The sequence below is a fragment of the Brevibacterium sp. AGC70 genome, from assembly GCF_057334195.1.
Genome location: NZ_JBHFIH010000018.1, coordinates 418684 through 439986, shown reverse-complemented (window position 1 = coordinate 439986; position 21303 = coordinate 418684). Strand labels below are relative to the sequence as shown.

General features: G+C 63.2%; 22 protein-coding genes. 10 read left to right on the top strand and 12 right to left on the bottom strand.

Going from position 1 to position 21303, the window contains the following annotated elements; genetic code table 11:
• Positions 1-238: 238 nt before the first annotated feature.
• From ACE03M_RS17370 to ACE03M_RS17345, 6 genes are all read left to right on the top strand, one after another.
• Positions 239-1282: a DctP family TRAP transporter solute-binding subunit gene (locus ACE03M_RS17370; RefSeq protein WP_186293207.1), complete on the top strand. Its 1044-nt coding sequence runs from the start codon at positions 239-241 to the stop codon at positions 1280-1282.
• A 2-nt stretch (positions 1283-1284) separates the two neighbouring features.
• The gene (locus ACE03M_RS17365; protein ID WP_485935352.1) at positions 1285-1854 is read left to right on the top strand and encodes a TRAP transporter small permease; all 570 of its coding nucleotides are present in this window, start codon (positions 1285-1287) and stop codon (positions 1852-1854) included.
• Entirely contained in the window at positions 1854-3140 is a 1287-nt protein-coding gene (locus ACE03M_RS17360; RefSeq protein WP_143924114.1) for a TRAP transporter large permease, read from the top strand. Before ACE03M_RS17365 ends, ACE03M_RS17360 begins: the two co-directional genes overlap by 1 nt.
• A gap of 280 nt (positions 3141-3420) precedes the next feature.
• Positions 3421-4764: a hemolysin family protein gene (locus tag ACE03M_RS17355; protein WP_485935293.1), complete on the top strand. Its 1344-nt coding sequence runs from the start codon at positions 3421-3423 to the stop codon at positions 4762-4764.
• Positions 4761-5795 carry a CNNM domain-containing protein gene (locus ACE03M_RS17350; RefSeq protein WP_485935292.1) on the top strand — a complete coding sequence of 345 codons (1035 nt, stop codon included), beginning with the start codon at positions 4761-4763 and terminating at the stop codon, positions 5793-5795. Before ACE03M_RS17355 ends, ACE03M_RS17350 begins: the two co-directional genes overlap by 4 nt.
• The gene (locus tag ACE03M_RS17345) at positions 5707-6144 is read left to right on the top strand and encodes a DUF3263 domain-containing protein (protein ID WP_313900596.1); all 438 of its coding nucleotides are present in this window, start codon (positions 5707-5709) and stop codon (positions 6142-6144) included. The genes ACE03M_RS17350 and ACE03M_RS17345 overlap by 89 nt, the downstream gene beginning before the upstream one ends.
• Before the next feature lie 61 nt (positions 6145-6205).
• On the opposite strand, the gene ACE03M_RS17340 is transcribed toward ACE03M_RS17345, so the two are convergent.
• Positions 6206-6769: a dihydrofolate reductase family protein gene (locus ACE03M_RS17340; RefSeq protein ID WP_485935291.1), complete on the bottom strand. Its 564-nt coding sequence runs from the start codon at positions 6767-6769 to the stop codon at positions 6206-6208.
• A 137-nt stretch (positions 6770-6906) separates the two neighbouring features.
• On the opposite strand from ACE03M_RS17340, the gene ACE03M_RS17335 reads away from it, so the two are divergent.
• Together ACE03M_RS17335 and ACE03M_RS17330 are read left to right on the top strand one after the other, a co-directional pair.
• On the top strand, positions 6907-7392 hold the full coding sequence (locus ACE03M_RS17335; protein WP_485935290.1) for a MerR family transcriptional regulator: 486 nt from the start codon (positions 6907-6909) through the stop codon (positions 7390-7392).
• Positions 7389-8411: an aldo/keto reductase gene (locus ACE03M_RS17330; protein WP_485935289.1), complete on the top strand. Its 1023-nt coding sequence runs from the start codon at positions 7389-7391 to the stop codon at positions 8409-8411. The genes ACE03M_RS17335 and ACE03M_RS17330 overlap by 4 nt, the downstream gene beginning before the upstream one ends.
• A gap of 172 nt (positions 8412-8583) precedes the next feature.
• Here ACE03M_RS17330 and ACE03M_RS17325 read toward each other — a convergent pair whose 3' ends face one another.
• Positions 8584-9894: an Nramp family divalent metal transporter gene (locus tag ACE03M_RS17325; protein ID WP_485935288.1), complete on the bottom strand. Its 1311-nt coding sequence runs from the start codon at positions 9892-9894 to the stop codon at positions 8584-8586.
• A 210-nt stretch (positions 9895-10104) separates the two neighbouring features.
• Between ACE03M_RS17325 and ACE03M_RS17320 the strand changes: the two genes are divergently transcribed.
• Positions 10105-11280 (top strand): MFS transporter, encoded by a 1176-nt coding sequence (locus ACE03M_RS17320; RefSeq protein WP_485935287.1) that lies wholly within the window; start codon positions 10105-10107, stop codon positions 11278-11280.
• A 13-nt stretch (positions 11281-11293) separates the two neighbouring features.
• On the opposite strand, the gene ltaE is transcribed toward ACE03M_RS17320, so the two are convergent.
• Genes ltaE through ACE03M_RS17290 form a run of 6 tightly spaced genes read right to left on the bottom strand, consistent with a single transcriptional unit; the run spans position 11294 to position 15434 of the window.
• Entirely contained in the window at positions 11294-12322 is a 1029-nt protein-coding gene (ltaE, locus tag ACE03M_RS17315) for a low-specificity L-threonine aldolase (RefSeq protein WP_485935286.1), read from the bottom strand.
• Between the two features lie 4 nt (positions 12323-12326).
• Positions 12327-12794, bottom strand: a complete 468-nt coding sequence (locus ACE03M_RS17310; protein ID WP_485935285.1) for a carboxymuconolactone decarboxylase family protein — start codon at positions 12792-12794, stop codon at positions 12327-12329.
• A complete protein-coding gene (locus ACE03M_RS17305) occupies positions 12791-13168 on the bottom strand; it encodes a GNAT family N-acetyltransferase (protein WP_485935284.1) in 378 nt (125 codons plus the stop codon). The genes ACE03M_RS17310 and ACE03M_RS17305 overlap by 4 nt, the downstream gene beginning before the upstream one ends.
• A 54-nt stretch (positions 13169-13222) precedes the next feature.
• Positions 13223-14281 (bottom strand): pirin family protein, encoded by a 1059-nt coding sequence (locus tag ACE03M_RS17300; RefSeq protein ID WP_143924096.1) that lies wholly within the window; start codon positions 14279-14281, stop codon positions 13223-13225.
• A gap of 36 nt (positions 14282-14317) precedes the next feature.
• Positions 14318-14770 carry a MarR family winged helix-turn-helix transcriptional regulator gene (locus ACE03M_RS17295; RefSeq protein WP_485935283.1) on the bottom strand — a complete coding sequence of 151 codons (453 nt, stop codon included), beginning with the start codon at positions 14768-14770 and terminating at the stop codon, positions 14318-14320.
• 10 nt (positions 14771-14780) lie between these two features.
• Entirely contained in the window at positions 14781-15434 is a 654-nt protein-coding gene (locus tag ACE03M_RS17290; protein WP_143924094.1) for an isochorismatase family protein, read from the bottom strand.
• A 155-nt stretch (positions 15435-15589) separates the two neighbouring features.
• Here ACE03M_RS17290 and ACE03M_RS17285 point away from each other — a divergent pair, with 155 nt between their 5' ends.
• Complete coding sequence (locus ACE03M_RS17285) at positions 15590-16834, top strand: glutaminase (RefSeq protein ID WP_485935282.1); 1245 nt, start codon at positions 15590-15592, stop codon at positions 16832-16834.
• A gap of 67 nt (positions 16835-16901) precedes the next feature.
• Here the strand turns inward: ACE03M_RS17285 and ACE03M_RS17280 are convergent, their stop codons facing one another.
• The 4 genes from ACE03M_RS17280 to ACE03M_RS17265 all read right to left on the bottom strand — a co-directional run bounded on the left by ACE03M_RS17280 (position 16902) and on the right by ACE03M_RS17265 (position 21246).
• Entirely contained in the window at positions 16902-17294 is a 393-nt protein-coding gene (locus tag ACE03M_RS17280; protein WP_485935281.1) for a GNAT family N-acetyltransferase, read from the bottom strand.
• Between the two features lie 68 nt (positions 17295-17362).
• Positions 17363-19672 carry an MMPL family transporter gene (locus ACE03M_RS17275; protein ID WP_485935280.1) on the bottom strand — a complete coding sequence of 770 codons (2310 nt, stop codon included), beginning with the start codon at positions 19670-19672 and terminating at the stop codon, positions 17363-17365.
• Positions 19673-19765: 93 nt separating this feature from the next.
• Positions 19766-19987 (bottom strand): hypothetical protein, encoded by a 222-nt coding sequence (locus ACE03M_RS17270; RefSeq protein ID WP_485935279.1) that lies wholly within the window; start codon positions 19985-19987, stop codon positions 19766-19768.
• 119 nt (positions 19988-20106) lie between these two features.
• The gene (locus ACE03M_RS17265) at positions 20107-21246 is read right to left on the bottom strand and encodes a PucR family transcriptional regulator (RefSeq protein ID WP_186293205.1); all 1140 of its coding nucleotides are present in this window, start codon (positions 21244-21246) and stop codon (positions 20107-20109) included.
• Positions 21247-21303 lie beyond the last annotated feature (57 nt).

Sequence of the window (21303 nt, the reverse complement as noted above, 5' to 3'; positions counted from 1 at the left end):
TCGACAGGCACCGAAAAACGGGCAGACGGGCCATTGCCACAACAGCGCCTTCATCCGCCCTTGCCTTGCAATTTTCCGCACTGCGCGGGCCCGAGATCCCGCTTCACGAGAAACAATGCATTCTTTTTCAGATAATATTGGAAATCGCTGAGATCTCGTCTAAGCTCAAAAACGTTTGATCGTGCGGGTGATGCAGCCCACTGATCTCACACACCGATTCCTACAACTGGAGCTGACGATGACGTCGATACGACGATCCGGGTGGAAACCTTTGGTTGCCTGCCTGTCGATCTGCCTGCTCGTTCTGAGTGGCTGCAATCCCGCGCGCAGCGGCAAGCAGGAGAAGTTCGAACTGCGCTTTGCCCATGTGACGTCGACGGGTACGCCGAAGGGACTCGCCGCCGACTACTTTGCGAAGCAGATCGAGGAGAAATCCGACGGTCGTATCCAGGTCGAGGTCTTTCCGAACTCGGAGCTCTACGGCGACAAGGATGAGATGCAGGCTCTGCAGTCCAACGCCGTGCAGATGCTCGCCCCGGCGAGCGCGAAGTTCACGACGATCGCACCGAGCCTGCAGGTCCTCGACCTGCCATTCATCTTCGACGAACCCGATGAGATCCCGGACATCGTCAGCCCTGAGACCGAAATCGGGAAGGCGATCTACGCCAACCCCGACCTCGAGGCCAACGGGCTCAAAGTCCTCGGCCTGTGGGACTCCGGAATGAAGCAGATCCACTCGAACAACCCGACGCTCTCGCCCAAGGACATGAAGGGCAAGAAATACCGCATCCAGCCTTCCGACGTTCTGCGCACCCAGTTCGAGACCTGGGGCGGAATCCCCTCTCCCCTGGCCTTCGCCGAGGTCTACAACGGTCTCCAGCAGGGTCTCATCGACGGCGGTGAGAACACCTACTCGAACATTGAGTCACAAAAGATGCATACGGTCCAGAAGTACGTGACCGAACTCGACCACGGGTACATCGGCTACATCCTCACTGTGAACAAACGGTGGTACGACGAACTGCCCGCTGACCTGCAGGCAGTCGTCGACGAATCCGCCGACGAGGCCTCCGCATTCAACCGACAGGAGTCACAGAAGGTCAACGCAGAGTCGAAGCGACTCATCGAGGAATCCGGTGGCACGACAATCGTCGTGCCCACGAAGAAGGAGCGCCAGTCGTTCAAGGACATGGTTGTGCCCTCCGAGTACGAGAAGTACCGGGATGTCATCGGCCCCGAGGTCGTCGACGAGCTCCTGCAGCGTGACAAGGAACGGGAGTGACGATGAGAACCTTCGACAAGTATCTGAGCCGGGTGGAGAACTTCCTGGCCGGCGCCAGCCTCATCGGCGCCACAGCACTCGCGGTCTTCGCCGTGCTTCTGCGCAATATCACCGGTGATGTCCTGTTCTGGTCCGAAGAGGCAATCATCTACCTCATCATCTGCTCGACCTTCTTCGGCGCAGTCGTGACCCTGCGACACAACGATCACGTCGCCGTCGACATCATGCCGACGCTGCTCAAGGGCAAGAAGAAGAAGTTCTTCGTTGTCCTCGGCGGCCTGGCCACCCTCGTCTACGCGGGGTTCATCGCCTACCTGTCCTGGGCACTCATCAGTGAGCCCTTCTCAAGGACGACGATCACCCCGGCACTCAAGCTGCCTCTGTGGGTCGTCGAACTCTCGCTTGCGGTGGGGATGACGATGTTCTTCATCCGTGCCGCCGAAATGCTCATCCGTGCCATCAAGGCCCCGGCCGAGGAACTCGACAAGGACGTGTTTGCTGAGGAAGCCGCGGCGGTCGGCATCGACGTCAACGACATCGCCATCGACGACACGAAGGAAGGGGATCGCTGATGCTCGAAGCAACATTCGTTCTCATTGCAGTCCTCATTCTGCTGCTCGTCACCTCGGCGCCCATCGCGGTGGCACTGGGCCTGACCAGCCTTGTCTACTTCTACTACTTCACGCTCATCCCGATGACTCAGGTCTCGGAACGGCTGTTCAATGCGCTCAATTCGTTCCCGCTCATGGCGATCCCGTTCTTCATCCTCGCGGCAAACATCATGTCCCGCGGCGGAATCTCGCGCCGGCTGACCGATTTCGGTGCCGCAATGGTCGGGCATCTGCGCGGCGGAATGGCGATCACCACGGTGCTCGCGTGCATGTTCTTCGCCGCGGTCTCCGGCTCGTCGCCTGCCACGGTCGTCGCCGTCGGCGCGCTGATGATCCCGGCCATGATGCGAAACGGCTATCCGAAGGAGTTCTCCACCGGACTCGTGGCCACGTCGGGGTCCTTGGGCATCCTCATTCCCCCGTCGATTCCGCTCATCGTCTTCGGCATCGCCACCGAACAGAACATCGGCGATCTGTTCCTCGCCGGCATCCTGCCGGGCATCCTCGCCGGCGTCATGCTGCTGGCCATGGCCGTGTTCGTGGCATGGAAGAAGGGCTACGGACACGCGGGAGCCGGCTTCAAATTGTCGAATGCCGACAAACTCAAGGCCTTCCGCGACGCTATCCTCGCACTGGCGCTGCCGTTCCTCGTCCTCGGCGGAATCTACTCCGGCTGGTTCACCCCCACCGAGGCGGCGGCCGTCGCAGTCGCCTACTCCCTGGTGGTGTCCCTGGTCATCTACCGCGAGATCAAGATCTCGCAGCTCTGGGAAGTCACGCTCTCGTCGGTGAAGACCTCGGCGATGGTCATGTTCATCATCGCCAACGGCATCCTCTTCACCTTCGTGCTGGCCAGCGAGCGGATTCCGGGGTCGATATCGGCAACGATCACCGACTGGGACCTGCAGCCCTGGCAGTTCCTCATCCTCGTCAACATCCTGCTGCTGTTCGTGGGATGTGTGATGGAGACGTCCTCAGCGATCCTCATCCTCGCTCCCATCCTGCTGCCGATCGCCATGGAGCTGGGCATCGACCCGATCCACTTCGGCATCATCGTCGTGATGAACCTGGAGATCGGCATGATCACGCCGCCGCTGGGACTCAACCTGTTCGTCGCCTCAGGCATGTCGGGCATGAGCGTGATGAGCGTGGCGAAGGCCGCCATCCCGAGCGCCCTTGTGCTCCTGGCGGCCCTGGCGCTGGTGACCTTCGTGCCGTTCTTCGCGACGGCGTTCGTGGGGTCGTAGAGCCCTGAGAAGATCGATCACTTTTGGTGCAGGTGGACAGTTTGCGGACTGGTCACCTGCACCAAAAGTGTTCAGTGGTCATGGAAGCGTGACGAAGGCCGCCTCCCCTTCGCACTGCCTGCCCACCCACAGCGTGCTGTCAGCTTTCATCTGGATAATCGTAGTCAGCCGCCTACATGCAGACTTCCGGAAGGAACATGGACGACTATCGAAGTCCCGGCTGGGACATCATTGGCAGTATCAGACCTCAGCAACATCCCGCGCGGGCAGGTGAACTCCGTTGACCTGGCTTCTCTCGCTTCTCATCGGCCTGCTCGTCGTCCTGCTCATCACAGTGGCCACCGGCTACTTCGTGGCCCAGGAATTCGCCTATATGGCCGTCGACCGTTCTCGCCTGGCCGCCCGGTCGGCCGCCGGCGACAAAGCTGCCGAGCGCGCTCAATCGATCACTCGCCGCACCTCTTTCATGCTCTCGGGTGCTCAGCTGGGCATCACCGTCACCGGGTTGCTGGTCGGCTATGTCGCCGAACCCCTCATCGGCACTGCCATCGGCGAGGCCCTCGGTGGGACGTCGATCCCCACCGGCACCGGAGTCGTCATCGGCACCGTGCTCGCCCTGGTCGTGGCGACGATCATCCAGATGGTCTTCGGCGAACTCTTCCCGAAGAACCTCGCGATCGCCCGCCCCGAACCGCTGGCTATCTGGCTTGCACGATCGACTGCGATCTATCTCGCCGTCTTCGGTTGGCTCATCACGATATTCGACAGGGCATCGAACGCCCTGCTGAAGGTCCTGGGAATCGAACCTGTCCACGATGTCGACCACTCCGCGACCCGTCGCGATCTCAAACATATCGTCGCGGACTCACGCCAGAGCGGGGATCTCGTCGACGAGGATTCCCTCATCCTCGACCGCATCCTCGACTTCCCTCAGCAGAGTGTCGACCACGCCACCGTGCCCCGGTCTCGGGTCGATGTCATCGGCGAGGACACGCCGCTACATCAGGTGCGAACCCTCATGCAGACCGGTCATTCCCGGTACCCGGTACTCAACGACGCCGAGGAGGTGGTCGGCACGATCGATCTCCTCGACGTCCTCTCCGCTGCTGATGACGAGGATCTGCGTCTCTTGCTCAAATCGCCGGTCTTCGTTCCCGAGTCCCTCCCCCTGCCCGACGCCGTGCGCACTTTGGCTGAGAACCGGGCCCAGATGGGCTGCGTCGTCGATGAGTACGGAGGGTTCTCCGGCATCGTCACGATCGAGGACCTCGGCGAGGAACTCGTCGGTGACATCGTCGACGAACACGATGAGGCGATCGAGGAGATCGTCGCAGATGATGACGGCACCTGGACGGCTCCGGGGGCGATGCCCCTCGACGAGCTCTCCCGCGCGCTCCACCGCGAACTGCCCGCCACCTCGGCGCAGACGCTCTCAGGCCTTGTCATCGAACAGGCCAAGGGCTTCCCCGAGGTCGGTGACCGGATCGAGATCACCTTGCCCATCGACCCAGCCGAGCTCGCCGACACACGAGCGCCGAGTCCGGTCAGGCTCACCGTCGACGTCCTCGAGGTGTCCTCCCATGTGCCCTCCCAGCTGCGGATCGGAATCGAGGTTCAGCGATGAGCAACCCCTGGGTCATTGTCACCCTCACTGTTCTCTTCATCGGCCTCAGCGCGTTCTTCGTCGCCGTGGAATTCGCCCTCATCGCCGCCAGACGCCACCGGCTGGAAGATGCAGCGGCCGACAGCCGCTCGGCCAGAGCGGCGCTGCGCAGCTCCACCGAGCTCTCCGTCCTCCTCGCCGGTTCCCAGCTGGGCATCACGGCATGCACCCTTGCGCTGGGCGCGATCACGAAGCCCGCGGTTCATCATTGGATCACGCCGGTCGCCGAGGCTCTGGGTCTGCCGCTGTGGATCGCCGACCTCACCGGATTCGTCCTCGCCCTCATCATCGTCACGTTCCTCCATCTCGTCGTCGGTGAGATGGCCCCGAAGTCGTGGGCTGTGGCGCACCCGGAGCGCTCCGCGATCATGCTCGCGCTGCCGATGCGGGCGTTCATGTTCCTCACCCGGCCTCTGCTCCACGTGCTCAACAACGCGGCCAACGCCTGCCTGCGACTCGTCGGCGTCGAACCCGTCGACGAGGTCGATCAGGGCCACACCTCGGACGATCTGCGGGAGCTGCTGCGTCATTCGGCGCAGGCGGGAACCATCGAACGGGAGTCTTCGGATGCACTGCTCGGTGCTCTCGAGCTGACTCAGCTCAGCCTCGGCGAACTGGTGGCAGAACGTGGTCAGCCGACTGCTGTCGGACCGGGTGCGACGGCGGCTCAGGTACGTGACGCCGCACAGCGCGATCGCCACCGACGCATCCTCGTGCACACTGTGCCTGGGCAACCACCGACCCACGTGGTCCATGTCCGCGATGTCCTCGGCCTCGCCGGCGGGGACACCATCACCGAGGCGGCTCGCTCGGTCGAGGTCCTGCCCGCAACGATGACCGTCGGCCGCGCCTTCGGTGCAATGAAGGATGCAGGGACACAGCTGGCACTGGTCGAGCGATCTGATGGCAGCCATGCGGTGGTCACGGTCACCGATGTGCTCAGCTACCTGCTCTCGGCAGACGATTCCGGCAGACGCAGTGCCGAATTCTGAGGTTCACCACCTCGGCGATCCTCGAGCCTGGATCGCTCGTCCGCGTCGGCCTTACGGTCAATATGCCACACTGGCCCGTATGGTCCCCGGCACCGTGAATGAACTCTCAGCGCACGATCGAATGATCCTCGACCTGGAGAAGACAGAGCACACGTCAGCTGCTCGCGACGCGCTGTGCCGACGCATCGAGCTGCCGCCAGATGAGTACACCATCGTGCTTGAGGGGCTTGTCGATACGGATGCTGCCTATAGCTACGCCCCAGACGTCGTGGATCGAGTCAGGCATCTGAGAGCGGAGAGGTTTGCATTCGAACGACGGCACGGGCGGTGGAAGAGCCCCCGCTCTTAGCTCGGCGCGTCACCACTCTAGTCTCACCCTGTAAGAGGAGAAACGCCCCGAACAGACCGTCCTACTCGGACGTGTGAGGCGTTGGTCCGCCCAAAACTCGATAGGTGGTCTGGACCATCCCGCCGTCGAGGACTGTGGTGCGCACGTGCTCGAGATCCACATCTCCGCCAAGTGACCCGAACAGTGATGGCCCATCGCCGATGAGCACAGGTACTTGGGAGAGCGTGAGCTCGTCGACAAGCTTGGCGGCAAGAAACCATCGGACGGTCGCCCCACCGTCGACGTAGACGCGCTTGCAGCCACTTCGCTCCGCTGCGTCGATGGCAGCCTCGGGTGAGCGGTGCACGATGATGCGAGGGTCTGCATCTGCGTCGAGGGTCGTACTGATGACGTGGATCGGGCGACCGAGGTAGGGCCACTCCTGGATGGAAGCGATCGCCTCGTAGGTCTTCCGGCCCATCACCACCGCGTCAACCGACTCAAGGAACGGCGTGAAGCCCGCATCTCCGGCGGCCTCGCCGCGGCTGGTCAGCCACTCCAAGTCCCCGTCCGGCCGCGCAATGCGGCCATCGACACTCAACCCGAGAAAGACAACGGCACGGAGGGACTGCTGCGACGCGGACATAGGGTCAAGTATGTCTGCTGCGAGCGAGAACAATCAAGGAAAACCGGCAATACTCAGGCACCGCTATCGGTGGCTCGCAATGAGGTTCACCCCTGCCCCTTGACTTAGAGTGCACTCACAGTCGTAGGTTTGTTTCTATGAGACAGCACACCGCAGACCCTCCAGTCCCTGAAAGACTCCGGCGAGCGCTTTCGGTCGGTGACGGTGTGGAGCTGTCGATCTCAGACGTCTGTGAACTCCTCGACATCACCGCACACACCGCCCGCTACTACGAACGCGCCGGGCTCCTCGAGGTGCCTCGGAGACAGTCGGGACACAGAATCTACGATCAGAAGGCCGTCGCTCGCCTCGACTTCCTGGTTCGCATGCGGACTTCCGGCATAGGTATCAGCGAACTCCGTCGATATGTCGACCTGGTCCGTGCTGGAGATGCGACAACCGAGCAGCGCCTCCAGATCATGCTCGACCAGCGCGAGCGCATCGTCTCCCAACTTCACGAGCTGGAACTGGCCCTACTCACAACTGACTACAAAATCGCCAATTACGGCGGTGTTCCCGATGACAACCGCGTACCGGCAGATACCCCACCGAGCTCCCACCACCAAGAAGGAGAACCATCATGACCACCACCCGCCTCGGCGACCTCACCGTCTCCCCCATTGGCTTCGGCTGCATGGCCCTGTCCCACGTCTACGGTGGCACCACCGATGAAGCGGCACGGGAAACCCTGAGCACCGCGGTCGACGCCGGCATCACCTTCCTCGACACCTCCGACGTCTACGGCAAACCCCGCGAAGGATCTACCGGACCAGCCGGAACCAACGAGGAGATGCTCGCCCCCTTCCTCGCCGAACGCCGCGCCGAGGTACAGCTCGCCACGAAGTTCGGCATCACCGCACCCAGGGATGGGACGGATGCCGCGGGCAAGCGCACCGACGGACGCCCGGAATACGCTCGCTCAGCCTGCGATGCGTCGTTGGCCCGCCTCGGCGTGGAGACGATCGATCTCTACTACCACCACCGCCCGGATCCCGACGTTCCGATCGAGGAGACCGTCAGTGCCATGGCCGAGTTGGTCGAGGCGGGCAAGATCCGCCACATCGGCCTCTCAGAAGTCACCTCCGAAGAACTGCGGCGAGCACACGCCGTCCACCCGATTGCCGCACTTCAGTCGGAGTGGAGCCTGTGGTCGCGTGATGTTGAGAACCATGTCGTGCCCACCTGCGCCGAGTTGGGTGTGGGGTTCGTGCCCTACAGTCCCCTGGGCCGGGGCTTCCTCACCGGCACCCTGACCAAGGAGCAGGTCGCCGATGACTTCCGCGGTGGCACCTCCCGTATGGGTGAAGCGTGGGATGCCAACCAGAAGATCGTCGATATCGTCGCCGAGGTGGCTCGCCGTCACGACGCCACAAACGCTCAGGTCGCGCTGGCTTGGCTTCTGCAGCGCGCGGACCAGATGGGAGTCTCCGCGGTACCGATCCCAGGATCGCGCAAGGCCGAACGTGCGTTGGAGAACCTCGGTGCCGTGGAGTTGCCTCTCGATGCCGAGGACATGACGAAGCTCGACTCCATCCGGTCGCTTGTCGAGGGGACTCGCAATATCGTCGACAATCCGACGTGGATCAGCTCGGGGCGGGAGTGAACCGACAGCGTCTGCGTGAGAAGTACAGTTCAGGACCGCGAACTGCGAAGCACTACGCCCGCAGAAGGTAGCGTATATAGCCCGCAAAAGGTAGCGTAAGAGTTCCGCGAAAAGTAGCGTAGTCGCACGTATTTCCCGGTGTAATCCCTGGTCAGACGGCAAATATGGGCGCCTACCCCAGAAGCCCCATCACTGACTCCTTAACCTGCAGCACCGCTAGGGCGCCGAAGAGCAGGAAGCACACACTCAGGAGCACATTCGACAGTCGGCGATTCCGGAGTGCCGCCGGCACCGAAGTTCGATTGAGGATGACAAGAAGGGCAATCGCGAGCACCGGCAGGATGAAGGCGCTGATCGCGGCGTAGATGAGCACCAGGGTGACCGGTTTGCCCAGGCCCATGATGATCAATGTGGCGACGGACAGGTAGACGATTGCGCCACGGAACTCGACGGACTTCGCCGACATCTCGAACTCAGGCTTGTCCTGATGCGGGAAGCGGCGCAGCACCCGGATGCAGTCGGCGGTGACATAGGCGATGCCGGAGAATCCGCCGAGCACGCTCGTGTAGACCACTGCGAGGAAGCTGATGAGGAAGATGATGCGACCCGGTTCACCGATGCGGGTGACCAGGCTGTCGGCGATGGCGAAGAGCGAGCCGTTGTCGGCGATCGTGAAACCCTGCCCGTAGAGGATGAAGGCACCCACGGCGCTCATGGCTACGGCGAAAACGAACACCAGTCCGTAGCTAATGAACAGGTCGATGCGCACGACCGGTTTCCACTGGGCGTCACGCCAGGACTTCTCACGGATCCAGTACGAGTAGGCGAGGATTCCCGTCGCACCGCCCACGCCGCCGATGAGCGACATGACGGTGATGATCGACCCGTTCGGGAAGGTCGGGGCAATGGTCTCTGCAGCGACCTCCTGGGCACTCTGGCCCTGGAACACGGAGATCGCGAGGGCAAGAATGCCGAAGAACATGATGATGCCGAAGCCGATCATCGCCTTCTCAACCAGACCGTAGCGTCCGATGCCGACGAGGACCGCAGCGGAGAGCAGGACGACGACCGCCGTCGGCCAGAACGGCAGTACCGGAAAGAGCGCCTGCAGGATGTTCGTCGTCACGGCGATGACGCCCGCACCGAAGAAGAGACCGACGAGCAGCTCGGCGATGAGGAACAGAGCTGGGAAGAGACGCCCGCCGAATGAGGTCAGGTGGGACAGCAGCGATCGGTCACCGCTCATCTGCAGGCGGGAGACCGCCTCGGAAAGGACGAATTTGAGGAGGATGCCGACGGTGAAGACCCAAATGAGCGCGAGCCCGTACTCGGCCCCGGAGTTCATCGTCGTGATCATGTCCGAGGCTCCGACGCTGGCCAGGGCCAGGACGATGCCCGGTCCGATCAGCCGCAGCCGTCCGGTCAATGTTGCCGGCGCCGAGGTGGTGGCGCCCTTTGTCTGCGGTGTCGTTTCGGCGGACATGAGTGGGGTGCGGCTCCTTCACAGGCGTTCGTCGACGACGGCGCTGGCGTCGTTCGCCCGGGTGTCGTCTGCTCAGGTGAGTATGGCCGATCCTCGAGATTCCCACGGTCTGGTCTCACCACCCGGGAAACCACTGGGCCAGGAGCACTCAACCACGGTCACTGAGATCGCCGTCAGACTTCTGCCCCGCTCGGAGTACAGTAGTCCAGCGTGAGTACTGTCGCTGTCCCACCAGGCCCGACGCGGCCTCCGGTGCCCGTCTCCTTAGCCGCGTTCGTCAGCAGCTTCGATCGTTTCGCGATCAGTCCTCTGATCGTTCTCGTCGCGGCCGATCTGGGAGCGACTCTGACTCAGGCACTGACGATCGCCAGCTCCTATTTTCTGGCCTATGGCATCAGCCAACCCGTCTGGGGAGTGCTCTCCGATCGCATCGGGCGCATCCCTCTGATGAAAGCGACTCTGATTGCCGCGGCGGCGGCAGGAGTGGTGGCGACCTTCGCGCCGACCCTGACGATCCTCGTCATCGCTCGCGCCTTATCGGGTGCGTTCTACGGAGCAATCGTTCCCACGTCCATGACCTATGTCGGGGACACCGTCGCCGAGGCTCATCGGCAGCCGGCGCTGACCGATCTCATGGCCGCGATCGCCCTCGGAACTGCCAGTGCCACAGCGCTGGCCGGGGTCCTCGCGCACTTCGCCGATTGGCGAATCGTCTTCGCCATTCCCGCGGTTCTGGCCGTGGGCTGTGTCTTCGGTCTTCGGCGACTGCGCGAACCCGCCCGCGAGGAGCGGATCGGAGTCATCTCGACCCTTCAGGCGGCGGTGACCAACCGCTGGGTCCTCATCGTCATCAGTCTGGCGTTCGTGGAAGGCGCTGTGGTCCTCGGCGTTCTGACCCTGCTCGCACCAGCACTGCAATCTCAGGGAGTCGGCGCGGCAATCGCAGGTCTTGCCACTGCGGCCTATGGGGTCGGCGTCATCCTCACCAGCCGCATGGTCAAGGTGCTCAGTCGCAGGCTGAGCATGCCCCGGCTCATGGTCATCGGCGGCGCGGCGACCGTGATCGGATTCGCCGTCCTCACCGTTCATCTGTCCACGCTGACAGTCATCATCGCCGCACTCCTGCTCGGAGCAACCTGGTCCTTCCAGCATTCCTCGCTGCAGACCTGGGCCACGTCTGTCCTCCCGCGGGCGCGCGGAACCGTCGTCGCGCTCTTCGCAGGATGCCTGTTCGCCGGCAGTGCACTGGGCACATCGGTCGGAGGCACTCTCGGCGACAACGACCAGTGGACTCTGCTGTTCGCGATGACCGGCCTCGTGGCACTCGGGCTCACGTTCACCATCGTCATCAGCCGCCGCACCTTTGCCGGACCGCGGAACGGCTGAGCCGACGAAGAGACTACCGCCCGAAGTACTCCTTGCACGCCCGCCGCACTGACTCGATCGCTTCATCGTCGATGTCCAGGTGCGTGACCCACCGCGGCCTTCCGTGTCCGGCACCGGTGATGATGCCGCGTTCGGCGAGGAAGGCTGCGAAGGCGGGCATGTCGACGCCGTCTGGGGAGAGGAAGACCATATTGGTCCGCGCCTCACCGGCACCGAGTTCGGGAAAGTCCTTGAACACCTCGGAGAGACGATCTGCCCGATCGTGATCCTCACGCAGACGGTTCACGTTGTTCTCGAGCGCATAGATGCCGGCTGCAGCGAGCACCCCGGTCTGGCGCATTCCGCCGCCGAGCAGCTTGCGGATGCGTTTGGCTCGATGAACAAGATCTCTGGGGCCGGCGAAGACAGCACCGACGGGTGCGCCGAGGCCCTTCGACAGACACAGAGTGGCCGAGTCGAAGTCTCCCGCGACGGATGATGGCCTGTTGTCCGTGGCCACGGCTGCGTTCATCATTCGCGCCCCGTCGAGGTGGGTCGACAAGCCGTGGCTGCGCGCCAGCTCGGTCGCCTCCGCGACGTAGCCCTCGGGCAGGGGACGACCGTTGAAGGTGTTCTCCAAGGTCAGCAGTCGGGTGACCGGATTGTGAAAATCATCGGGCTTGATCGCCGAGGTGATCGCGTCGAGATCGATGATGCCCTCGGGTTCGTTGGGCAGGGGTTGGGGCTGGATCGATCCCAGGACTGCTGCTCCCCCGCCTTCGTCGCGGTAGGCGTGTGCGGTCTGACCGACGATGTACTCATCGCCGCGTCCGCAGTGGGCCATGATCCCGGCGAGGTTGGCCTGAGTTGCCGACGGGAAGAACAGTCCCGCTTCCTTGCCGAGGATTTCGGCGGTCATCGCCTCCAACCGGTTGGTCGTCGGGTCTTCGTCATAGACTGCGTCGCCCACCTCGGCGTCGGCCATGGCCTTGCGCATTCCCTCGCTGGGCCGGGTCACCGTGTCCGAGCGGAAGTCGACGTCCGGGATCATTCTGTGGCCCATGTGATCACACTGCTTCCGCGCCGACGACCGGGTGATTGCTCGCGATCGAGATTCTGTTGAACGCGTTGATCAGCGTCACTGTCCATTCGATGGCGGAAATCTGATCGGTGCTCAGATGCTGTCCCGCCTCGGCGGCGATATCGTCACGATCAGCGCTCTTGTCGAGGACGGTCAGCGTCTCGGCGATGAGCAGTGCGGATTTCTCGCTGTCATCAAAGATCTCGGCCTCACGCCAGCTGGGCAGCACGTCGAGCTTGAGCTGATCGATACCGGCCTTCCGTGCGGCCGGGGCGTGGATACTCAAACAGGTCCGGCAGCCGTTGATCTGAGAGACCCTCATGTTGATGAGTTCGATGAGACCGTCGCCTAGCCCGGCCGCCCGAGCGGCTTTGCGGGATGCGGTGGCGGTCTGCGCCAGGGCCTTGTAGACCTCTGGGTGGGTCTTGTCCACATACGGGCGATTGGCGTTCATTCAGCGTGCCTCTTGACGATGTCGATATCCGCACCGGTTGCCTTGCGGAATCGACCGCCTTCAGTTTGATAGTCGTCTCCGGTGTCATTGAGCTTCTTCACGAACAGCGGGCAGACCGGCACCACGGTGATGCTCTTCTCCCGGGAGTCGGCCAGGGCCTGTGCGACGAGAACCTTCGACAGGCCCCGACCGCCGAAGGCCTCATCGACGACCGTGTGGTAGAAGATCCGTTCAGTCTCGGCCTCCGGCCCGGGAAGGAAGTAGGCGTGACCGGCGACCTCACCGCCGTCGACTGTGATGACGTAGGACTGTCCCTGATCATCGAGTTCCACATGCACGTCTGCGCCCGTGGAATCCTTGAGTGCTTCGCTCATTGCTTTCTCCTCTGCTCTCATCACTATGGTGAACTCACAATCGCTGAGGTGTGCTCAGCTGCTCTCGGGCCCGCCCTGAACCTGCGGCGGCGGATTTCTGCGCGCTTTGATGGTCACGTCGGGCAGCCTCGGCGCGGGGAGGCGTCCGAGGCCCTCGGCGTTGGATCCTGGCCCGCCCTGGCCGACGTAGCCCTCGACCTCTCCGAACCGATCACCCTCGTCTTGCCATTCCTGCCGGAACCGGCTGATCTCCTCGTGGGTGCGGCCCACGAAGTTCCACCACATGACGATCTGCTCGGGGAACGGCTCACCGCCGAGGAGGACGACCCGTGCCGTGGTGTCTGCGCGGTTGCTGATGCGCATCTCCTTCAGGCCGACGCCGGTGTATCCGATGGAGTTGACCGGCAGCGGAACGTTCTCGAGGGTGATGTCGCCGGCGTCGACGAGGACACCGTGTTCGAAGGTCTCATCGACGGGCAGGTCGACGCTTGCGCCGGGATCCAGACGGATCTCCGCGCCAAGAAGCGGCGAATGGGTGCTCACGGGTGAGGCCGAACCCCACAGCTGGCCGAGGAAGACGAGGAACTCGCCTCCGTCGAAGCTCGTGACCTCGGGTGCGAAGTGCTCGAACTCGCGTGCTTCCTGGTGGCGGGTGTGATCAGGCAGGGCCAACCACAGTTGGACCCCGTGGAGATTCGACGTGTCTTCCGTCGACACCTCCGAGTGGCAGATGCCGCGCCCTGCGGTCATGAGGTTCACTTCCCCGGGCAGCACCAGGCCGGCATGTCCGCCGGAATCGATGTGCTGGACCGCTCCTTCGAAGAGCCAACTCACGGTCTGCAGACCGGTATGTGGGTGCGGTGCGACGTCCATACCCGCTGAGCCTGAAACATCATTGGGACCGTAGTGGTCGACGAAGCACCACGGGCCGATGAGCGAACGCTGCCTCTGGGGCAGGGTCCGGCGCACGGTCATCGCCCGGGGCCCGCCGAGGGGCACGTCTCGAGATGGGATGATCTCGACCGGCGAGCGGCCTCGCTCATCACATTGCGGTCCGGGCAGGCCACCGGCCCGGCAGACCACTTGGTCAGGTTGGGCTTCGACGTTGCTCATTGGTGTCTCCTTCTCACTGCCGACCCACCTCGGCGGTCATCGTGGTTCGCTCGGTTCTGCTGGACTCGGTTGGATCTGATCGACCAAATCGAGGAGGACGCTGAGATTCTCTTCCGTCAAACCAGCGAAGGCGGTTCGGACGATGTCTGCGTTGGTGCGTGCAGATTCGCGTTTCAATCGCAGTCCATCGGGTGTCAGTTCCACACAGACTCCGCGTTGGTCGGTCGAATCTGAGGTCTGGGTGACGAGTCCACGTGTCTCCAAGCGACCCAGCAGTCGTGAGAGCGCACTGCGGCTGAGCACAATCTGGTGCAGAAGTTCGCGGTGGCGGATCGTGGTCGTCGACGGGATATTGATGAGGACGTCGAACTCGGTGGCCGTGAGGCCGTGATCGGCGCGGAGCTTGGCCTCCAGAGTGTCGACGAGGTCTGCGTGCTTCTCAAGCATCCGTCGCCACACGGTGATGGGCCCACAGCCGGCCAGATCCATGGGTCGTTTCCTATTTCCCGGCCTTGTCGAGTTCGTTCTTCAGCGGGAAGTACCAGTTCATGATCTCGCGCAGATTATCGGAGTCCTCTCGGGCCCAATTGCGCATGAGTTCGGAGGCGAAGGAGATCGCGGTGAGCGGCGATGCACCCGCGGAGATCATGCGTTCGAGGGCCCAGTGGTGGGAGTCGCTGCTGATTCCGCCCACGGCATCGGCGACGGGATAGACCTCGAAGCCTTCAGCGAGCATGTCCAGCGTGGGGAAGGTCAAGCAGACTTCCGTCCACAGGCCGGCCATGACGACCTTCTTCCGGCCGGTGTCTTCGACCGCCTGTCGGAAGTCTTCGTCTTCCCAGGCATTGACGCCAGTCCGGTCGATCTCCTCGACTCCGGGCAGCTCGGCTCTGATCGCCTCGGCAGTGGACTTATTGACCCCCAGATCAACGCCGACAGTCGACAGGATGACCGGGACTTCATACTTCATGGCCGCTTTGCACACGGCGAGGACGTTGAGGTCGATGCGTTCCTTGGTTGCCGAGCGCACAGTTCCGTACTGCTCCGGCTGGTAGTCGATGAGCGCGACCACACAGTTCTGGGGAGTCAGCAGGCGGTCAGTGGATGGATCGCGGACCGGTTCGGGTTGAGTCTTGGAACGAGCGTCGGTCATATCGGCAACTCCTCAGGGATCGGGGTCGAACTCGTGGTCCGGCCTGGTGCATACGCACAACTTGTTGCATTGACAACAATTCCATAGTTGGATGGACATGTCCAGGGTTGTCGGCGCTGACCGCTTGACGATCGCACTCTTCGAGAAGGGCACCCATGCGAACACCGATCCCTGACTATCTGACCGAGATTCTCGACAGTCTTCGCTCTGAGGACGGCGGTGCCGTCGCGGACTACATTCCTAGCCTCAAGACCGCCGATGCTGAGCTGTTCGCGGTCGCGATCACAACAGTCGACGGGCGCTCCTATACCGCCGGCGACTGCGATGTCGAGTTCTCCATCCAATCGATGTCGAAGCCCTTCGCCTATGCGGCGGCGCTGGCCGATCGCGGAGAGGACATCGTCGCCGATCATGTCGGAGTCGATCCTTCCGGAGAGGCATTCAACGAACTGTCTCTGGAGACAGGTTCCCACCGTCCCCGCAATCCGATGATCAATGCCGGTGCGATCACGGCTCACAGCCTCCTCGTAGGGCCCGGAGCATCCATCGAGGAGAGGGTGGAGCGCGCCCTCGGCTTCTTCTCGCAGCTGGCGGGACGCAGGCTGTCGATCGACGAGTCCATTCGCGAATCCGAATTGGCCACGGCCGACCGGAACCTGTCGATCGCTCATATGCTGCGCAGCTACGGCATCATCGACGATGATCCGCATGACGTTGTGGCCGGGTACACGGCCCAGTGTTCGATCACTGTCAATGTGCGCGATATAGCGATGATGGCGGCAACACTCGCTGCCGGAGGAGTCCACCCCGTGTCCGGGCAGCGAATCATCGACCGCCATGCGTCCCGGCGCACGTTGTCCGTCATGGCTGCGGCCGGAATGTATGACGCGGCAGGGTCATGGTTCAACGATGTCGGCATTCCGGCCAAGAGCGGCGTCGCCGGCGGTCTCCTCGGCGCGCTGCCGGGGCAGGTCGGGATCGGGTCCTTCTCACCTCGCCTCGACGATCACGGCAACAGCGTCCGGGGTGTGAAGGTGTTCCGCCGCCTGTCAGCGGATATGGGGCTGCATCTCATGGAAACGGAGGCGTTCGGCTCTCGCGCACTGCGAGGGGTTCGCGATGACGGCGACCTGACGATCGTCGAGCTGCAGGGCGTTGTCAATTTCGTCGGCGCCGAAGGACTCCTCGACAGCCTCGATTCTCACCAGCCGTCGACCGCGACCGTCATCTTCGACACCAGTCGCGTCGACGACTTCACCGATGTCGGCCGGCGTATGGCTCTCGAAGGCATGCGCCGTCTCGTACTCGATGGGCACAGTGTCGGCCTCATCGACCCGGGCAGGAAGCTGCCGGAACCCGACTTAGGCGACGGAACGCGACCGTTCGACGCAACCGAGTGAGACCACCTCGGCGCAGGATTCGCTGACACCCCGCACCTCTGGGCCGACACGGCCTGTCGACGGCGTTTCAGACGTGGTGCTTCACGAACTCCACGTCGTCTTCGGTGGCCCAGCGGAATCGGCCGCCGATGGCGAGGAAGTCGTTGCCGTGCTCTTTCAGACGTTTGGCGAACAGCGGGCAGACCGGCACTACCCTGATGCCTCTGTCGCTGCTGTCCTTGAGCGCGTGGGAGACGAGGATCTTCGCCAGGCCCCGTCCTGCGAACTCCTCACCGACTTCCGTGTGATACATGATCCACTCGGGTCCAGCACCGGCTTCGGCACCTGGTCCGGGACCGGGGAGGTAGTGGGCTCTTCCTGCCACTGCTCCGGTATCGACCGTGACCACAAACGCCGAGGCTTCTTCGTCGAGTTCAACGCTCACCCTGGCACCGGTGGCATCCTGCACTGTTTCAGACATGCTCCAGCCTCCTCGATCGGCATCACTTCCATTGTGCACTTTCGCGACGGCTTTGCCCATCCCTGCGCTCAGTCGACGGGAATCCGCTTGCGCCACGGCCACCATACACTTCGGCCGATGTCGTGGACGAGGGCCGGGACGACGAGTGAGCGTACGAGGATGGCGTCGAGGAGGACGCCGAAGGTGACGATGAAGGCCAGTTGGAACAGGAACATCACCGGGATGACCGCGAGAGCGGCGAACGTCGCCGCGAGGACGATCCCCGCCGAGGTGATCACCCCACCGGTGGCCACGAGCCCGGACAGCACGCCCTTGCGAGTGCCCACGCGCAACGATTCCTCGCGCACGCGGGACATGAGGAAGATGTTGTAGTCGATGCCCAGCGCCACAAGGAACACGAACGCGTATAGCGGCACCGATGGGTCAGCCCCGGAGAAGCCGATGATGTGGTTGAACACCAGAGCGGAGACCCCGAGCGCCGTGCCGAAGGACAGGACGGTCAGCGCCACGAGCAGCAGAGGGGCCAGCAGCGACCTCAGCAGCAGGATGAGGATGACGGTGATGACGAGAAGGATGAGCGGGATCGCCAGGGCCCGGTCCGCCTCGGCGGTGGTGTTCGTGTCGAGGTCGACCGCCGTCTCCCCGCCCACCAGCGCCTCGGAGTCCACATCATGGACGGCGTCACGGATCGAGGTGACGGTGTCCTCGGCCGCGAGGGAATCGGCAGGATCAGACAGGGTGACCTCGAGCAGAACCTGACCGTCGACCTCAGTGGGTGCCGGTGGGGATGCCGGCGGCGCACCCGCACCCTCGGGACCTCCCCCGCCACGTGGTGCCTGGAGAGCTCCCTCGTCGTCGATGGCAACGGTCCCGCTCGGGGAGTCGTTGGCGACGACAGTCATCGACTCAACCCCGCCGAGGCTGCTGACGGCTTTCGCCGCATCCTTGAGCTGGTCCTCCGCCACGACGATCTGTGTCGGCGAACCTGAGCCACCGGGGAAATGCTCGGCCAGGACGTCCTGGCCGTCGCGAGCTTCGGACTCGCCGAGAACGAAGTCGCTCTGCGCCACTCCGGAGGCCTTGAACTGCGGGAAGGCCAGCAGCGGCAGGGCGAGGAGGACGACGAGACAGATCCAGATTGTGCGCGGACGCCGGGCGACCACCTCGGCGATGCGGTTCCACAGACCCTTCTTCGGTGCAGCGGTCGTCTCCGTGCGGACCTTCGGGAGGAAGGGCCAGAAGACGGCGCGGCCGATGACGATGAGGGCAGCAGGCAGGAATGTGAGCGCCGCACACATCGCCACGACGATGCCGATAGCCGCCACGGGGCCCAGGGCTCGGGTCGAGGCCAGGTCGGTGAGCAGGAGGACGAGGAGTCCGGCGATGACCGTGCCACCCGACGCTGCGATCGGCTCGAGGACGCCTTTGATCGCCTTGAGTCCGGCCCTCACGCGATCACGTTCGGTCAGCAGCGCATCGCGGAAACGGGCGACGACGAGGAGGGAGTAGTCGGTGGTCGCGCCGACGACGAGGATGAAGAGAATGCCCTGAACCTGGCCGTTGATGAGGAGGACCCCGGCATCGGCGAGGTGCCAGATGACGAAGATCGAGGCTGAGAGCGCCGCCACCGAGGTGAAGAGCACGATGACCGGAAGCAGCGGTGAGCGGTAGACGATGATGAGGATGACGAAGACCGCGATCAGCGCGACGAGCAGAAGGATGCCGTCGATGCCGGCGAACGCCTCAGAGAGATCGGCTGAGAAACCTCCGGGACCGGTGACGTAGACATCCGCCGAGGTGGTGGCGTCGGTGGTCTCACCGTTGACGCCAGCTGCTGCAGCTGCGATCGGGAAGGTCCCAGCGATGGTCGAGCGGATCTGCTCAACGTCGTCGGCCGTGGTGTCCGTGGAGACCGGGAGGATGAGCTCAAGGGCATCACCGTCCTCGGAGGGGATGATCGGTGAGGCATCGGCTGCGAGCAGCTCCTTGTCCTCGAGCGTCGCGGTCAGGTCCGCGAGATCGCGACGGTCGCTGTCGCTGACCCCGTCCTTGTTCTCGAGCACGACGATGGCCGGAACATAGTCCAGGTCGCTGAACTCATCGATGAGCGCCTGGGCCTTCGTCGACTCAGCCGATTCAGGCAGGAACGAGGAGCGATCGTTCGTGGCCACCTCGGAGATTTTGCCGAAGTAAGGCCCGCCGACTCCCGCGATGGCCACCCATGCGACGAGGAGGACGGCGAAGAGTGCGATGAGTGAGCGGCGCGCGGGGACGCGGGTGGTGTGGGTTTTGCCTGCACTGGGGTCTGTGTCGGCTGGGGACTGGATCGAGTCTGGGGTCGGCTTCGGAGGGGTGCTGGTGAGGAGGTGACGGGGCATAGTCTCAGACTACGTCAGTAGACGCTTCACCTCGACGTTCACAGCCCGTGGGCCTGCACGAAGTTCTTGAGGATCTGACGAATCCAGTTGTGCTCAATGAGACCGTCCACCTCCGTCTTCCAGATAGCTGAGATCGTAAACCGCGGCTTCAAGAGCCGGCGTTGTCGTGGGAACGATATCGATGATGAGGTCATCCAAGGTTGAACCCCACACCTGACTATTCTTCTGGTGGATGGCAACGTTCACTACCCAGAAATGATCCAATTTCTGCCGGACGATCCACGGCCCGAAGAGAACCTCAATGTCATCCGACATCGCAAGATAGTGATCAACGAGGTGCATTCCGTCGGACTCGTCGTAGAAGGAGTAGTTGTCGAACCTATCCGATCGCGCGCTGGAGAGGGTCCTGGCCCACCGCCCGCACCGGTGACCGCTCACTCACCCGCACCCAGCCGCCGACACTCCAGCGCGATGACGACATCGGCCATGACTCTCGGGTCCCCGAGTCGAGATCCGAGAATGCCTTCGATCTGAGTCAACCGGTACCGAACAGTGTTCTCGTGGACCTGCAGACGACGAGCCGCCTCGGCGACGTTCGCACCGCAGTCGATGTATGTGGTCAGGGTCATCCAGGAATCAGGATTGCGGGAGATCCTGTCGAGGTAGCGCTGGACGATGAGCTGATCGAAGCGCGAACTCATCCGCGCCGCCGCCCAGACCACCGGGCGCATGGAGTCGACATAGACGAACTCCCCAGGGCCTGCGGCCCCAAGCGCCACATCTGCCGATCTCAACATCTCAGGGACTTGGCTGAGCGCAGTGAACGGCTCGGAGACCCCAGCGCCGATGATTTCCACGGCGAAGTAGTCCTCGACAGCGAAGTCCTCGGCACATAGCGCGGTATGTTCGACCGCGGAGGTGGTGTAGCCGGTGTCACTGGCGACGATCCCCTGCGTCAAGGTCGGAGATTGCTGAGCAGCGCTCGATGTTCCTGTGTCCGCCCTTGCCCGCACGATGCGCACGGGCTGATAAGGTGCGAATCCGAACTTCTCCAGTGACCTCCACCGTGCGGGTTCATTACCGGGTGACACCCCCGCCTCAAGGTCGCGCATCAATCGCGCGGATTCTTCTCGGCGCGTGCTGATCGAGAATGATTCGAAGCCTTCGAATGCCTGCAGGATCTTCGTCATTGTGTCGAAGACGAGTGCCACATCGGCTCCAGCGCCGCTGCCAGGGCGGCCCGACTCACGAGCAGCCCCACCGGCCTCGAACTCCTCGTGAACGGCAATGACAATCACATGGTCGCGCTGCCTGATCCGTACCGCACGCGCCCGCACAATCCACCGGCCGATCTGAGTCTGCGCGGTATCGGCCAGATCCGCGGAGAGAACCCAATCCGAGATGAGGCGGCTGGGAGCCGACCCGACCGACCGGGTGACTTCGCCGAGTTCATTGACGACCAGGCCCGAACCCCTGCAGATTTTCGCCGCTCGCCGAAGCACCGATTCCAGAGGGTCCGCAGTGCCAAGTGACGCCAACAGCTCGCCGAAGACCCACTCCCGTGATCTCGCCATCGCTTCTCCTCGCCTCTCTGCACCGACGGTCAGTTCACCAGCCCCGTTGCATCGCTT